The sequence below is a fragment of the Caproiciproducens sp. LBM24188 genome (genome assembly GCF_054130445.1).
This window is the reverse complement of sequence record NZ_CP196862.1, coordinates 2,739,297-2,754,664: the sequence shown is the minus strand read 5'-3', so window position 1 is coordinate 2,754,664 and position 15,368 is coordinate 2,739,297. Positions and strand designations below refer to the sequence as shown.

At 50.5% G+C, this 15,368-nt stretch carries 12 protein-coding genes; 10 read left to right on the top strand and 2 right to left on the bottom strand.

All coding sequences use genetic code 11. The features are described 5' to 3' along the window. Positions 1-17: 17 nt before the first annotated feature. Both ACSVDI_RS12945 and ACSVDI_RS12940 read right to left on the bottom strand, forming a co-directional pair. Positions 18-941 carry a carbohydrate ABC transporter permease gene (locus tag ACSVDI_RS12945; RefSeq protein ID WP_457943485.1) on the bottom strand — a complete coding sequence of 308 codons (924 nt, stop codon included), beginning with the start codon at positions 939-941 and terminating at the stop codon, positions 18-20. A gap of 141 nt (positions 942-1,082) precedes the next feature. Next, the gene (locus ACSVDI_RS12940) at positions 1,083-2,414 is read right to left on the bottom strand and encodes an ABC transporter substrate-binding protein (protein WP_457943484.1); all 1,332 of its coding nucleotides are present in this window, start codon (positions 2,412-2,414) and stop codon (positions 1,083-1,085) included. Positions 2,415-2,717: 303 nt separating this feature from the next. Here ACSVDI_RS12940 and ACSVDI_RS12935 point away from each other — a divergent pair, with 303 nt between their 5' ends. From ACSVDI_RS12935 to hypB, 10 genes are all read left to right on the top strand, one after another. Beyond that, positions 2,718-4,532: a sensor histidine kinase gene (locus ACSVDI_RS12935; protein ID WP_457943482.1), complete on the top strand. Its 1,815-nt coding sequence runs from the start codon at positions 2,718-2,720 to the stop codon at positions 4,530-4,532. 28 nt (positions 4,533-4,560) lie between these two features. Then, the gene (locus ACSVDI_RS12930; protein WP_457943480.1) at positions 4,561-6,102 is read left to right on the top strand and encodes a response regulator transcription factor; all 1,542 of its coding nucleotides are present in this window, start codon (positions 4,561-4,563) and stop codon (positions 6,100-6,102) included. A gap of 214 nt (positions 6,103-6,316) precedes the next feature. Continuing rightward, the gene (locus tag ACSVDI_RS12925; protein ID WP_457943478.1) at positions 6,317-9,352 is read left to right on the top strand and encodes a glycoside hydrolase family 2 TIM barrel-domain containing protein; all 3,036 of its coding nucleotides are present in this window, start codon (positions 6,317-6,319) and stop codon (positions 9,350-9,352) included. A gap of 179 nt (positions 9,353-9,531) precedes the next feature. Further along, on the top strand, positions 9,532-10,437 hold the full coding sequence (locus ACSVDI_RS12920; RefSeq protein ID WP_457943477.1) for an energy-coupling factor transporter transmembrane component T: 906 nt from the start codon (positions 9,532-9,534) through the stop codon (positions 10,435-10,437). Further along, positions 10,410-12,095 carry an ABC transporter ATP-binding protein gene (locus tag ACSVDI_RS12915; RefSeq protein WP_457943475.1) on the top strand — a complete coding sequence of 562 codons (1,686 nt, stop codon included), beginning with the start codon at positions 10,410-10,412 and terminating at the stop codon, positions 12,093-12,095. Before ACSVDI_RS12920 ends, ACSVDI_RS12915 begins: the two co-directional genes overlap by 28 nt. Next, positions 12,068-12,796: an ECF transporter S component gene (locus ACSVDI_RS12910; RefSeq protein ID WP_457943473.1), complete on the top strand. Its 729-nt coding sequence runs from the start codon at positions 12,068-12,070 to the stop codon at positions 12,794-12,796. Before ACSVDI_RS12915 ends, ACSVDI_RS12910 begins: the two co-directional genes overlap by 28 nt. Before the next feature lie 199 nt (positions 12,797-12,995). After that, a complete protein-coding gene (locus ACSVDI_RS12905; RefSeq protein ID WP_457943471.1) occupies positions 12,996-13,526 on the top strand; it encodes an ECF transporter S component in 531 nt (176 codons plus the stop codon). Between the two features lies 1 nt (position 13,527). Further along, the gene (locus ACSVDI_RS12900) at positions 13,528-14,136 is read left to right on the top strand and encodes a class I SAM-dependent methyltransferase (protein ID WP_457943469.1); all 609 of its coding nucleotides are present in this window, start codon (positions 13,528-13,530) and stop codon (positions 14,134-14,136) included. Between the two features lie 6 nt (positions 14,137-14,142). Beyond that, complete coding sequence (locus tag ACSVDI_RS12895; protein ID WP_457943467.1) at positions 14,143-14,487, top strand: hydrogenase maturation nickel metallochaperone HypA/HybF; 345 nt, start codon at positions 14,143-14,145, stop codon at positions 14,485-14,487. 111 nt (positions 14,488-14,598) lie between these two features. Beyond that, positions 14,599-15,258: a hydrogenase nickel incorporation protein HypB gene (hypB, locus tag ACSVDI_RS12890; RefSeq protein WP_457943465.1), complete on the top strand. Its 660-nt coding sequence runs from the start codon at positions 14,599-14,601 to the stop codon at positions 15,256-15,258. The last annotated feature ends 110 nt before the right edge of the window (positions 15,259-15,368 follow it).

The following is a 15,368-nucleotide window of genomic DNA, read 5'->3' as shown; positions in this document are numbered from 1 at the left end:
GAAATGCATCTCCTTCCTTATTCATTTTCATAGAACACCCAGGTGCTCGAGGTCTTAAAGATAATAAAGGTAATCAAGGAAATCAAAATCAGCAGAATCCATGCCATAGCGCTGGCGTAACCCATATCAAAATATTTGAACGCCTGATTGTAAATATAGAGTGCAAAGAAGTTTGTGGCGTCGTTCGGGTCGCCTGTGCCGTTGGAAATAACATAGGTTTGGGTAAAGGACATGAATCCGGTGATCATCTGCATCACCAGGTTGAACAGGATAACCGGGGACAGTGAAGGCAGTGTTATGAAAAAGAACTGCTTCACGATTCCCGCACCGTCGATTCTTGCCGCTTCGTAGTAGGAAGCGGGAATCTGTGTCAGGCCCGCCGCGAAGATAATCATGGAGGAGCCGAACTGCCAGATAGCCATCAGGATTAACGGCCAAACAGCTGCATGTTCATCGCCAAACCAGGAAATGCGCGCCATGCCAAGGCTGTGCAGGATATTGTTGATTAAGCCCTTGGTAGAGAATAGCTGCTTCCAAACGAGGGAAACAGCCACGCTTCCACCGATGAGGGAAGGAATGTAGTAAACGGAACGGTAAACGCTGACTGCTTTGCTTTTTCTGGTCAGGAGAAAAGCCACAATGAGGGCAAAAATCAGCTTCAGAGGCACGGAAATAAAGACATATTTCAGTGTGACACCCACAGAGTTTACGAACCGGTTATCCTCCGTAAACATACGGACGTAGTTTTTTAAACCAACCCATTGCGGGGCGGAGATCATATTATAATTTGTAAAGGAAAAATAGAGGGATACAATCATTGGGACAATTGTGAATCCTAAAAACCCTATGATAAAGGGAAGGGCAAACACATACCCTACTGTGTTGTCACGGTTCAGAAACTTTTTGAGCTTCAGCGAATTTCCGCCTGTGTTTTTTGCCATGTGCTTCACTCCTTAATTTACTAAAGCAGCGCGGATGAAGAAAATGCAAACGTTTCAGACTGTGCCTTGCCGTGCGGGGCTTCATCCGCGTATTCCGGGGATAAACGGGAGGGAATCGGGAGGAACCCCGATTCCCTCAAATTAGTTTGAAGAAGATGCGGAAGCACCCTTTTTGAAGATATCCTCAGCGCCACTGCGCAGCTGTTTCGCAGCGTCTTCCGGGGAAAGCTTTCCGCTGACAACCTGATTTTCCAGTCTCATATAAAGGTCTTTGATTTCGGGCTGGGCTTTCGGGTCCAGAATCACCGGGGAGTCAGCAATTTCGCCTACGGTGTCGATAAAGTCATAAACCTGCTTGTCATTATCGGAAATCTTGGATTTTACATCGTCACGTACTTTGGACATAATCGGGATTCCACGTTCGCCCAACAGAACTTCGTTGGCCTGAATATCATTGACAAAGTAGTTCAGGAATTTTGCTGCTTCCGTTTTCTCTTTGCAGCTCTTAGAAATGGCAAACATCTGAGAGGACTGCAGGGAAATGCCGGAAGGACCGTCTGCTTTGATTCTCGGAACGGTCGCAAGCTTCAGGGGACGGCCTGCTGCTTTGCTCAAGGCAACAAACTGGTTGCTGGCGACCCAGGTCATGGCGGCGTCGCCGGTGGCAAGGTAATCGCCCTCAATATCTTTGATTTCGGAAATTGCGCCCGGGTCGGGGTAAGCGCCCGCTTTTACCAAGCGCTGCTTCATGGCAAGGTAGCTGGCAATCGGTGAATCGTCAGTGTAATTCAGGCCGGTGCCGTCCGCCTTGAAGAAGGTTTCTTTCAGGTTGAACTGGGGAGCTGCCATGGTGCCGCCTGCGAAGAAATCTTCTATCTTAGAGCTGCCGTAGATGTTCAGTTTCTCGTGAATGGTCATGCAGTCTTTTTCAAACTCTTCCCAAGTCCAGTTGGTGCTTGGCTCTTTCAGGCCGGCTTTCTGGAACATTTCCGGGTCGTAGGCAATGCCGTAGGAGTTGATGCCAAGGGAAATGCCGTACTGCTTGCCGTTGTACTGGGTGGATTCCAGATAGCCTTTGTTCGTGTCAGTGGTATCAATGGTACCGTCCGCCACGTAGCTGTCCAAAGGTTCAATTTGATCGATGTAGGTCGGGAAGTTTCCGCCCAGTTGGAAAATGTCATACATATCGTTGGACGCAACCAATGTGTTCAGTTTTGTAAAATAACCGTCAAAAGGCATGTATTCCGTCTGGAATTTTACACCGGTTTTTTTCGTGTACATATCCAGAACCTTCAGGGTTGCATCGTGGCGTGTTTGGGAACCCCACCAAGCGATACGCAGCGTTACATCAGATGTTGCTGCGGCGGTGCTGCTGGCAGGCGCGGTGCTTTCGGTGTTGGTGTTACCGGAAGAGCACGCAGCTGTGGAAGCGAGCATGGTCGCTGCAAGAATTCCTGCGACTAGTCTTTTCATACAACATACTCCTTTTCATTTCTAAATTTGTATTTAATATACACGATTGAAAGGCTTAATTATATAGAAATTTCCGACATATAATGTTAATTATCAGTGATTTTTATAACAGAAGCTCCAATTTTTAAAGGTTGTTTCTACCGGCCTGCTTTTTTGCCCAAGACTTGATTTTTCATAAATGTGGCGTATAATCCTTACATATAAAGATGATTTTGTGCATTTTTAACATGGTTCTTGTAGGGAACATAGTACGGATTCTTTGGAAAAACCAACCGAATTATTTTACATCATGAGGAATCGAAAATGAACAGGCTGAGGAAACATGGAATTTATGTGCCGCTGACCAAGGGGATTTTTGTTATAATTTTAATTCAGACCATCAGTCTGAGCCTGGTGGCCATTTTGATTTTTACGGGCTTGACCAAAAGCTATACGGATTTTATGGCGGCCGAAACTTCCGATATTTTGTCCCTGTATACGGAGCGTGTGGAAAATAATCTCGATCAAATTTCTAAAGTTTCGTACGAAATTCTGAGCGACCAGGCCTTTCAGAACAACCTGTCGGTTTATACCAACAATCCCAACAGCGGGGACGGTTACGCTGCTTTGACATCTATTTATAACCAGCTTTTTGCAGATATATTGGACGAGCCTTTTATCGATTGCGGTTATTTTATTTTCAGCAATAATTATCAGATTTCCTTTCGGGTGCAGACCGGCACCGCACTAAATAAGAAATTTATCGAGTCTGTCCGTTCCGCGGCGGTGCAAGCGCAGGGCTCCAATATCTGGATGACCGACCCCTCCAACCCGTCGATGCTCGTTTCCGCCCGCCAGATTAACGCGATTAGCACCAACGACAAGTTTAAGGAACGCGGCGTGCTGATTCTGGTGCTGAACACTCCGAAGCTTTTGAATTATACTTCTTCCGCCCAGCAGAAATACGAATCTAATCTGTTTTGTTCGGTGAACGGCAGCATGTTGTCTTCCCCGAACAGCCGTATTCCGCTGCAGAGCATTGAACAGTTTTTCAGGAAGAAATCCGGCAGCGGAACCGTGAACCTGAACGGAACGAATTATTTTTACATCATTAAGAATTCTTCTACCGGTGCAACCAAGGGCTGGCAGTTTGTTAATGTGATGCGGTTTGACAGTGTGCTGTCCGGGGTGGAAAAATCGCGGGAAACTTACCTGATTTCTTTCCTGATTTTGGCGATAGGGGTCCTTTTCCTGTTATATATGCTGGCCAGAAGAATCTGCAGGCCATTGGCACAGGTAACGGAGTCCATGGGTCGTGTAAAGGATGAAAAATTTGAAAAGATCTCGCCGGAAATATCGGGTGTTCTGAAAATCAAAGAGGGCATGGAGCTGGTTCACAGCTATAATAAGATGATTCAAAAAATCGATTACCTGATTAACGAGGTTTACCGCAGGCAGCTAACAATTTCCGACATGCGCTATAAAATGCTCCAGCAGCAGATTAATCCCCATTTTCTGTACAACACGCTGGAAACCATCCACTGGAAGGCGGTGGAGTCCGGCGACCATGACAGCTCTACCATGGCGCTTACCCTGAGTGAGCTGTTGCGAGCCACCCTTAAAAAGCCCGACGTGATTTCGGTAAAAGAGGATATGAAACTGGTTTCGGATTATGTGGCAATCCAGAAAATCCGGTTTGAGGAACGGCTGGAGGTGTACCTGGAATCGCCACAGGAATTCGGGAAGTATAAAATTCCGAAAATGACGCTCCAGCCCATTGTAGAAAACTGCATCCGCCATAATTTGGAAAAATACGCCGGGGTTTGCGTCATTCAGGTGGCGTTTGAGGGTCGTGAGAAGGACTTTTCCATTACAGTGTGGGACAATGGAACGCATTTTGACGCTGAGCATCTGGAGAGGGTCATGAATGGAGAGGAATCCTCCGGCAGCCATGGCCTGGGACTGAAAAACATTGAGGAACGGCTGCAAATCTGTTTTGGGGAGCAGTATGGGCTGAATATTACGGGAGACGAAAACGGAACCTGCGTAGAGGTTCGCCTTCCTTACTGCCTTGCGGACAATATCAGTCTGAATTCGAATGACCGGGAAGGAGAACCAGATCAGAAACGGCGGCCATAACTGCAAATTGTAAGGAGATGACGAGCTTATGAGAAGACTGCTGATTGTAGATGATGAGAGAATTATTCGGGATGGTCTGGCAAGGTCGCTGGACTGGCACAGCATTGGCATCGGTTCGGTGGAAACCGCTTCCGACGGGCAGAAAGCGTATGATATTATTCGGAAAACCCCAGTGGACATTGTGGTTACGGACATTGTCATGCCGGAAATGGACGGAATCAGCCTGATTAAACGCTGTGCGCAGGAGGGCCTTCCCGTACAGTTTGTCATTCTTTCCAGTTACGATGATTTTCAGTATGCGCAGGAAGCCATCCGCAGCGGTGTCTGTGAATATGTCCTTAAGCCGTGCAATCCGATTGAACTGAAAAAAACGCTGGTTCGCTTGCTTGAAAAAATCGACAGTTCCGAGCAGCAGATGAAAACCTCGGAAAAAGCGCTTAATGATGTGAAAACCATGCTGCCCCATGCGAAGGTTCAGATTCTAGAGGAACTGCTGCATGCACAGCAGCCGGATGAACTCAGGGCTCAATCGCTGCAAAAGCTGCTGCACCTGAAATCCGAACGGTACTGCTTCCTCTTTTATCCGTTGGAATGGCACGGGGAAAAAATGCCTGGAACGAATTCGATGATGGAAGCGGTGGAGCGTACGTTCCCCGATACGGTGTGCTGTGTGGAAAAAAACAACCTGATGGTGGTATCGGGAGAAACTAGTAAAGAAAACAGCTTAAAATTGGCGGGATTTCTGCGGCAAACCGCGCGGGAAAACGGCTTTACCGGCCAAACGGTCCTGCTTTCCACGCCACGAAAGCTTTCACAGCTTTATCAATGCTACCAGAAAGCAGCCGCTCTTTCGCACCTCTTTTTCTACTTTGACAACAACAATCTAATTTATATGGATAGTGTTGACATACAGGAAAATCCGGACATGAATTCGGTGCAAGGGTTCTTCCCGCCCTTTACGGAAGCCATGAAAAAGGCTCGGCCGGAACAGGCAACGGAGCTGGTGAACGAACTGTTCCAGCTGTTCCGCCGGGAACGGTACGGATTTGCCGCTGTTCAGAAAATCTGCCTGCGCCTTTCCCTAATTACCGCGCGGGAAAAAGAATCCTGTGAGCAGGATTCTTTCAAAAACATCTCCCTCATCAGTTTTGCAGAAAATGTTCAGAGCCTGTACGATATTTTGACGCAGGAAATTAACCAGGTGGCGGTTTTGCGGCGCCAGGGCATGTATTCGGCTTTGAGCAAACCGGTTCAGATTACGATGGACTATATTCAAAGCCATCTGGATGACGGGGAACTTTCGCTCAGTCAGGTAGCCGGAAATGTTTTGTTTATCAACGCGGATTACCTTGGCAAGCTATTTAAAAAGGAATGCGGCATTAAGTTTTCCAGCTATCTGCTGACCATGCGGATGGACCGGGCGAAGCAGCTATTGCGGGATACGGACGATACGATTCAAAAAATTGCCGCGATGACCGGCTTCAGCAACAATCCTTCTTATTTTTCACAAACCTTTAAAAAATGCACCGGCATGCTGCCCAAAGAATACCGCAGCGCGGCGCGTGCTTAATCTGTTGTTTCTTGCAAAAGTGCAAGTGCGGGCGCATTTGCACTTTTTTACTGCCGTGGGGCGTGTAACGATTGGTTTGTATGAGAAATAGAACACAAATGCCTTGCGGGACTTGCTCAAATTGATTTTCCAGTATATGATAAAGAAAAAAGAGGATTGGATTTTTACGTAAGGAAAAAGATGATACTTGAAAGCAGCAGGGAGGACTGTATATATGAAAAGCGATCATCCGGAGTTGGACTGGCTGTGCGACCCGCGCGTATTTGCGGTGAACCGGGAAGAATCCCATTCTGATCATCTGTTTTATACCAGTTTGGAGCAGGCAGAGCAGGAGCGGGAAATGCCGCTGCGGCAAAGCCTAAATGGGCGGTGGAAATTCTGTTACACCGAAAATCCGGCGCTTCGGCCGTCCGATTTTTATCAGGAAGGCTACGACTGCAGCAGTTGGCCGAGCATTGAGATCCCAGGCCACATTCAGCTGCAGGGCTGGGGAAAGCCCCAGTATGTCAATACCATTTATCCGTGGGACGGGCGGGAAGACCTTTACCCGCCGCAAATTCCGAAGGAATACAACCCGGTAGGAAGTTACACCAGAGAATTTTCCTTGGATCCGGATTTGCACGGAAAAAAGGTATATCTTTCCTTTCAGGGCGTAGAAACCGCGTTCTACGTCTGGCTGAACGGTGCGTTTGTCGGGTACAGCGAGGATTCGTTTACACCGGCGGAGTTTGAAATTACACCGTACCTGCGGGAGGGCACGAACCGGATTGCCGTTGAGGTGTATCGGTTCAGCACCGCAAGCTGGATACAGGATCAGGATTTCTGGCGCTTTTCCGGCATTTTCCGTGACGTTTTCCTGTATGCCGTGCCGCGCGCGCATGTGCGAGACCTGTTTGTGACCACGGCCTTGCGCGACGGCGGTGCTTCTGCGGAAATTCGTGCGAAGATGAAATTGCAGTTGGAATCGGGTGCGGTGTTCGCCGATGCCGTTCTTCAAAATGACCGCGGGGAGGTTGTCGCATCCCGTTCGGATATTCCCTGCAAAGTCGTTACGGAATTTACGCTGTCCGTTTCCGCCCCGCACCTTTGGAGCGCAGAGGATCCCTATCTTTACCGGTTGCTGATACATCTGCATGACGAGCAGGGGAATACGCTGGAAGCGGTTCCGCAGCGCGTCGGCGTGCGCGAGTTCTGCATGAAGGACGGGATTATGTGCCTGAACGGGAAACGAATCGTGTTCAAAGGCGTAAACCGGCACGAGTTCAACTGCCGCCGCGGGCGTGCCATTACAAAAGAGGATATGCTCTGGGATATCCGTTTCTTGAAGCAGAACAATATCAACGCGGTGCGCACCTGCCATTACCCCAACCAGAGCGAATGGTACCGCCTTTGTGACGAATACGGAATCTACTTGATTGACGAAACCAATCTGGAAAGCCACGGCACTTGGCAGTACCTGAAAAAGAGAGGATACGATTATGTGGTGCCCGGTGACCGGGAGGAGTGGCTTGATGCGGTGCTGGACCGTGCGAACTCCATGTTGCAGCGCGACAAAAACCATCCCTCTGTTTTAATCTGGTCCTGCGGCAACGAAAGCTACGGCGGCCGGGATATTTATGAAATGTCGCGCTATTTCCACAAGAATGACCCGACCCGTCTGGTGCACTATGAGGGAGTGTTCCAAGACCGCCGGTACAACGAAACGAGCGACATGGAGAGCCGCATGTACGCGAAGCCGGCAGAAATCAGGGAATACCTGGAGTCCAACCCGGAAAAGCCTTATATCAGCTGCGAATATATGCACGCCATGGGCAACTCCTGCGGCGGAATGCATCTTTATACGGAACTGGAACAATATCCGAAATATCAGGGCGGCTTTATCTGGGATTATATTGATCAGGCGATTCTGACAAAGGATGCTTCCGGCCGGGAAGTTATGGCTTATGGCGGGGATTTTCAGGATCGCGCTACAAACTTTAATTTTTGCACTAACGGAATTGTGTATGCGAACAGGGAATCTTCCCCCAAGGTGCAGGAAGTGCGGTTTTTGTATCAAAATATAAAGCTGATTCCGGACCGCGGCGGAGTTTTGGTGAAAAACGAAAATCTGTTTGTTTCCACCGATGATTATGTACTGGAATACCGGCTGCTTCATAACGGCGAACCGGTGTTTTCCGCCGTTACGAAATGTTCCGTACCGGCAGGGGAAGAACGGTATTTTCCCCTCACGTATCCGCGGCCGCATCAAAGCGGGGAATATGCCCTGAACTGCTCGCTTGTTCATAAATCCCCCTGCCGGTGGGCACAGGCGGGCGATGAGCAGGCGTTCGGCCAATTTATCTGGCAATGCGAAGAACCAGAGCAGAAACGGAACACAGAAGCCTTCCGTCCGCTGACCGTGGTGTCCGGCGATGAAAATATCGGCGTGCATGGGCAGAACTTATCTGTACTTTTCTCGATTCCTTACGGCGGCATTGTTTCCCTGCGCCGAAACGGAGAAGAGTATGTCAACCTGCCGCCGCGGCCGGTCTACTGGCGCGCTGCAACGGACAACGACCGGGGGAACGGCTACCCGTTCCGCTGCGCACCGTGGTATGCGGCGGGGCAGGGCCAGCGCTGCGCGGGCGTGCATGTTACCGAGCAAAACGGAACTGCAACGGTAACCTATGAGTATGAGCTGCCGGTTCCGGGAACGGTAAAGGTTACGACTGCTTATACAGTGAGCCCGGATGGGACGATTTTGGTTCACGTGGTTTACCCGGGTGCCAAAAACCTGCCGGAGCTGCCGCTGTTCGGGCTGGGCTTCCAGCTTAGGAAAGCTTATCACCGCTTCCGCTATTACGGCATGGGGCCAGAGGAAAATTATATAGACCGTATGTACGGTGCCCACCTGGGAATTTTTGAAGGTACGGCGGAGGGTAATTTGTCCCAGTACCTTGTGCCGCAGGAATGTGGGAACCGCACTGGTGTGCGCTGGGCGGAAATAACGTCGGACAGCGGCAAAGGCCTTTTGTTTGAATCCGTCGGCGCTCCGTTTGAATTGGGGGTGCTCCCCTATACCGCGTATGAGCTGGAACATGCTGCCCACCTGCAGGAACTGCCGGAACCAGCGTTGACGTCGGTCCGCATCCTCGCCAAACAAATGGGGGTCGGCGGGGACGACAGCTGGGGCGCTCCGGTTCACGAAGAATTCCGGATTCCGTCCGAGAAACCGTTGGAACTGACTTTCCAAATCCGGACGATCGGGTAATCTGATTCCGTGGATTTCACAGTAATATTCTAAAATATCATTATAAAACGCCATTCAACGATTAAGATATTAAAAACCGGAGTATGGACTACCCGGGAAGATAGTATCGGTTTTAAAACCGGTGCTTTGTAAAAGCACCGGTTCTGTTTATGCGGTTTTACGGAAGCAGAGGTGAGAATATGACGACAGAGAACAACGGACGGGATGCGTTTTCCGCGTATCATCCCGTGACATTATTCCTTTATTTCTGCACTGTGCTGTTTTTCAGCATGTTTTTTTTGCACCCGGTTCTGCTCGCCATTTCCCTTGCTTCTGTTTTTCTCTATTCCGTGCTGCTCAGCGGCAGGAAGGCGGTCCGGTTCAATTTGCTCTGGATGCTGCCGGTAACACTGCTGATTGCGCTGGTCAACCCGCTGCTCAATCATTCGGGCGCAACCATACTGCTTTATGTGAACGACAACCCGATTACGCTGGAATCCACAGTGTTCGGGCTGCTGTCTGCGGCGGCCTTTGTTTCGGTCGTGATAGGGTTTTCCTGTTTCAATGTGGTTATGACAAGCGATAAGCTGATGTATCTGTTCGGACGGATGATCCCGGTTTTATCCCTGATGTTTTCTATGACCCTGCGGCTGGTACCAAGGTATAAGGCTCAAATCCGCAAGATTTCGGAAGCACAGAAATGCATCGGATGCGATGTTTCGCAGGGCGGAATTTTTCAGCGCATTCGCAACGGGGTTCACATTGTTTCGATCCTAATTACCTGGGCGTTGGAAAACGCGGTGGAAACCGCTGATTCCATGAAAGCGCGCGGGTTCGGTCTAAAGGGTCGGACCACCTTTTCCATTTACTCCTGGAAAAGACGGGATAAAACGCTGCTTGCGGTGCAGCTGGCACTGCTGGCTGTGGTTTTTGCCGGAATGGGAATGGGCGCTTTCGAAACGGCCTGTTTTCCCTTTGTTCGGATTGCGGGACTGAGCGGGAAATCCGTGGCATTTTTTGCCGCGTACGCCTTGTTCTGCCTGCTGCCGGCTATTGTGGATGGGAAGGAGTACTTCGTATGGAACAGCTTAAAATCAGCGGGTTGAATTTTACCTACCCCGGCAGAGACGGCAAGGATTTGTCCGACATTAGCCTGACGGTTCAGAAAGGCGATTTTATTCTGCTGTTCGGCAGGTCAGGCTGTGGAAAAAGCACCTTTTTAAAACAGCTGAAACCAGCCATTGCACCCTATGGGAGGCGCAGCGGCCGTATTGAATACGACGGCACGGAGATCACCGAACTGTCCGAACGGGACCAAAGCTCCAAAATCGGGTTTGTTTCGCAAAACCCGGAAAATCAGATTGTCACCGATAAGGTTTGGCACGAACTGGCCTTCGGACTGGAAAGCCTGGGGTATGACAACCGGACTATCCGGCTGCGGGTGGCGGAAATGGCTTCCTTTTTCGGAATACAGGACTGGTTCTTAAAACCTGTGAACGAGCTTTCCGGCGGGCAGCGGCAGATTCTGAATCTGGCGTCCGTCATGGTGATGCAGCCGGAAGTCCTTTTGTTGGACGAGCCGACCTCTCAATTGGACCCGATTGCGGTTTCGGGCTTTCTGGCCATGCTGCGAAGAATTAACGAGGAGCTTGGCGTTACCATTTTGCTTTCCGAACACCATTTGGAAGAGGTTCTGCCCATATGCAGCAGAGTGCTGTTCATGGAAGGCGGTCGGCTGCTGCTGGACGTAACGCCGCGCGAACTGGGCAGCTGTATGAAACGGCTGAAAAGTGAAATGACAGAGGCGCTTCCGGCCTGCGTGAAAATCTATGCGGCGTTTAGCGAGGGGGAAACCCCCATTACCGTGCGCGAAGCGAAGCAGTGGCTCAGCACACAGATTTCCCCTGCACCGGAAAGCCCGGCCTCGCCGGAAGACAAGCCATTATTCCCACGGCGAAATGTGCAGGAGCCGGCGGTCCGACTGGAAGAAATCTGGTACCGCTACGAAAAAAAAGCGGAAGATATTGTAAAAGGGGTCTCGATGGAGATTCCGCAGGGGTGCCTTTACGGCATTGTGGGCGGGAACGGCGTAGGAAAATCCACGCTGCTGTCCGTGATTGGCGGCGTAAACCAACCGTACCGTGGAAAAGTGAAACTGATGGGCGTTGCCTTGCCGAAAATACCGAATGGGGAACGCTACCGCGGGCTGATAGGCTACCTGCCGCAGGACCCATGCAGCCTGTTTGTGCGCAATACCGTGGGGAGGGACCTGGAGGACATGGCGTACGCTGCCTTTTCCGACCGGCAGACTGCCCAAAAGCGCATGGAGCGCGTCATCGATTTCTTTCATCTGAAGCCGTTGCTGGGCCGCCACCCGTACGACCTGAGCGGCGGGGAACAGCAGTGTGCGGCGCTTGCGAAGGTGCTGCTGACCGATCCCCGAATCATTCTTTTGGACGAGCCCACCAAAGGAATTGACGCCGTTTTCAAAAAACGCCTTTCCAAGCTGTTTTATACGCTGAAAGAGCAGGGAAAAACGGTGATTCTGGTATCCCACGATATTGACTTCTGCGCGCATTACATGGACTTTTGTGCGCTGATGTTCAACGGGGAGATTATATCGGAAAACGAGACCCGTAAATTCTTTATGGGAAACAGTTTTTATACGACTGCTGCAAACCGAATTGCCCGCGGAATTTTTCCGGGCGGGCTGACCAGCGAGGATGTGATTGAGCAATGTCGAAAAAACCGGATCGGCGGCTGATTTTTTCTGTCGTGCTGATTTTTCTTGCCATTCCGCTGACCATTGCGTTCGGCATGTCGGTTCTGCACGACCGTCGGTATTACTTTGTCAGTGTGGCGATTCTGATTTACACCATGCTGCCCTTTCTTCTGTCGTTTGAACACCGCAGGCCGAAGGCGCGGGAAGTCATTCTGATTTGTTCCCTGTCCGCCATCGCGGTCATCGGGCGAGCCGCATTTTTTATGATTCCCGAGTTTAAGCCGGTGGCCGCCATTGTGATTATCGCGGGCATCTGCCTTGGGCCGGAGTCGGGATTCCTGGTGGGGGCGCTGTCCGGGTTTGTTTCCAATTTCTTTTTCGGGCAGGGCGCATGGACACCGTGGCAGATGTTCAGCTTTGGGGTCATTGGCTTTTTGGCGGGCTTTTTGCGCCAAAAGGGAATTTTGAACGAAAACCGTGCCGTTTTATGCATTTTCGGCGGATTTTCCACCTTTGTGATTTACGGCGGGCTGATGAACCTTAGTTCCGCGCTGACGGTATCGTCCGGATTCGGCCGCGATGTGGTTCTGGCAACCTTTTTGGCGGGGATTCCGTTCGACCTGGTTCACGCCGCTTCCACCGTCATTTTCCTGTTTTTTATTGCCAAGCCGATGACCGAAAAGCTGATCCGCATCCGGGTGAAATATGGCTTAATGGAGGACGAGGACTCGTCCGCGCAATGAACTGGCGGGAACGGCGCTTGACAAGACGCGGCGAATGAGCTAAAATAAATGTAAACAAAGCCATGAAGGCTTTTTCTTTTGTTTTTACTCCATTTTAATAATACCAACTTAACCACGAAGGGAACCGTATGAATACGGATCATTTCGTGGTTTTTTACATTTTTTGATTCTATATTTGAATACGAATGAGGTAACTATAATGATGAAAAAATCTTTCACCGTCAACCTGACCGGTACGGCGCTTTGTCTGGCGCTGGGCCTTATCCTGCCGCCGTTGTTCCATTTGGTGGGAGCCGGTTCCACGTTTTTACCCATGCATATTCCGGTTCTGCTTTGCGGCCTGCTGTTTGGCTGGCAGTACGGCGCAGTCTGCGGATTTATCGTTCCGCTGTTGTCTTCCGTGCTGACCGGCATGCCGGCGCTGTTCCCGGTTGCCCCCGCTATGATGCTGGAGCTTTGTGCATACGGTGCCCTGACCGGCTTCTTTTACCGCAGACTGCGCTGGAATGTGTATCCGGCGCTGCTGGCCGCCATGGTGGGCGGGCGGATTGTTTCCGGGCTTGCCAATGCGGTCTTTTTCAGCATGGCGCAAAAGCCCTACGGATTTGCCGCATTTCTTGCCGCTGCATTTGTTACGGCGCTTCCCGGCATTGTGATTCAGATTATCCTGATTCCAATTATCGTGCTGTCTTTGGAAAAAGCTAAAATTTTTGCGGGAGAAAGGGTCTGAGATGGAAAACGGTCGGGAACACAATCGAAAAATGAAACAATTTTTTGACAATTGCGCAGAAAACTGGGATAATAAGTGCAGCCATAACAGTGACAAACTTGCGGCCATCGTTACGCTGGCGGGAATTCGGAAGGGCTTTCGTGTGGCGGATATTGCCTGTGGCACGGGGGTACTGTTTCCGGAGATTTTGAAACGGGAGCCGGAGCTTCTTCTGGGAATCGACCTTTCTGATGAAATGCTGAAAAAGGCGCGCGAAAAATTTGCGCAGCCAAACATCCGGCTTTATGCGGGCGACCTTTTCGACGTTGCGGAAACCGGTTTTGACGCGGCTTTTTTGTACAGCGCATATCCGCATTTTCCGGACAAGCCTGCGCTTGCGCAGCAGGTTTCCCAGATGCTGAAACCCAGGGGAAGGTTCCTGATTGCCCACAGTGAAAGCCGAGAACGCATCAATCTTCGCCATCAAGGCAGAGAAGTAAGCGGACTTTCCTGGCCGCTGCGCCCGGCACGGGAAGAAGCGGCGGTTTGGAAGCGGTGGTTTTCCATCGACCTGCTTGCAGATAACGATGAATTCTATTTGATTTCCGGTACGAAATCGGACATGGGGTGAAAAAACGTGCATGAACTGCCGATTGTTCTGGATGTCGTGCGTGTCGTGGAAGAAGAAGCGAAAGCGCGCGGCCTCAGCCGGGTAACGAAGATTTACCTGGTGCTTGGCGAGCTTTCCTCCGTCGTGGACGAATCGGTGCAGATGTATTTTGAGATTGTTTCAAAAGATACGGTTTGCTCCGATGCGAAACTGGTGTTTGAGTACGTGCCCGCTTCGCTGAAATGCGGAACCTGCGGCAAGGTATTCCCGCACAAGGGAAGCAGCTTTCAATGCCCCGACTGCGGCGGGGATTCCGTGCTGATGAGAGATACCGGACGCGAATTCTACATCCGGTCATTTGACGGAACTTAAAGGCCCGGCCATCCATTAAAACCGCGGCATTTGCAATGTTTTGTGCAGCCCGGTGGGAAGGAATCGGTTCGGGAAAAACAGAAAAGGTTAAAAAGTTAAGGGGATTAAGGTATGGAAGTTATTATTATGAAAGAGCTGCTGGAAGCAAACGACAAGCTGGCAGAGGAAAACCGCTCTTATTTTGCTTCCCGGCATATTCTGGCAGTCAATTTGATGGGTGCCCCCGGCGCGGGAAAAACGACGCTTATCTCCGCGGTTGCGCAGGAGCTGCGCAAAGCCGGTGTGCAGGTGGGTGTCATCGAAGGCGACATCGCGTCCTCCATTGACGCGGACAACCTGGAAAAACAGGGCATTCGTTCGTCCCAGATTAATACCTGCGGGGAATGCCATTTGGACGCACGCGTTATCCGCGATGGTGCGGAGCAGATCGATTTAAAGGACGCAGTCGTTTTTATTGAAAACGTTGGCAACCTGATTTGCCCTGCCGAGTTCGACCTTGGCGAGGCGGTTCGCCTGCTTGCGGCCAGCGTGCCGGAAGGCGACGACAAGCCGTTTAAGTACGTTCCTATGTTCAGCTATGTGGACGCGGTCGCGCTTACAAAATGCGACCTGAAAGATGCGGTCGGATTTGACAGTGAGAACTTCTTAAAGGGACTTCACGCGGTTTCTCAGGCACCGGTATTTGAAGTGAGCCTGAAAAAAGGCGCTCCGGCAACGGGCGCAGAACAACTTGCCGACTATCTGCTGAAAAAGTACCGCGAAATGGCGTAAGCCGATTATTTTTACCCAATCAAACAGGGCAGCCTATAATTACCACTTGGAATTATAGACTGCCCTTAGTTTATTGTTTGGAGTTATCTGGCTGACTAAGATTGATATTT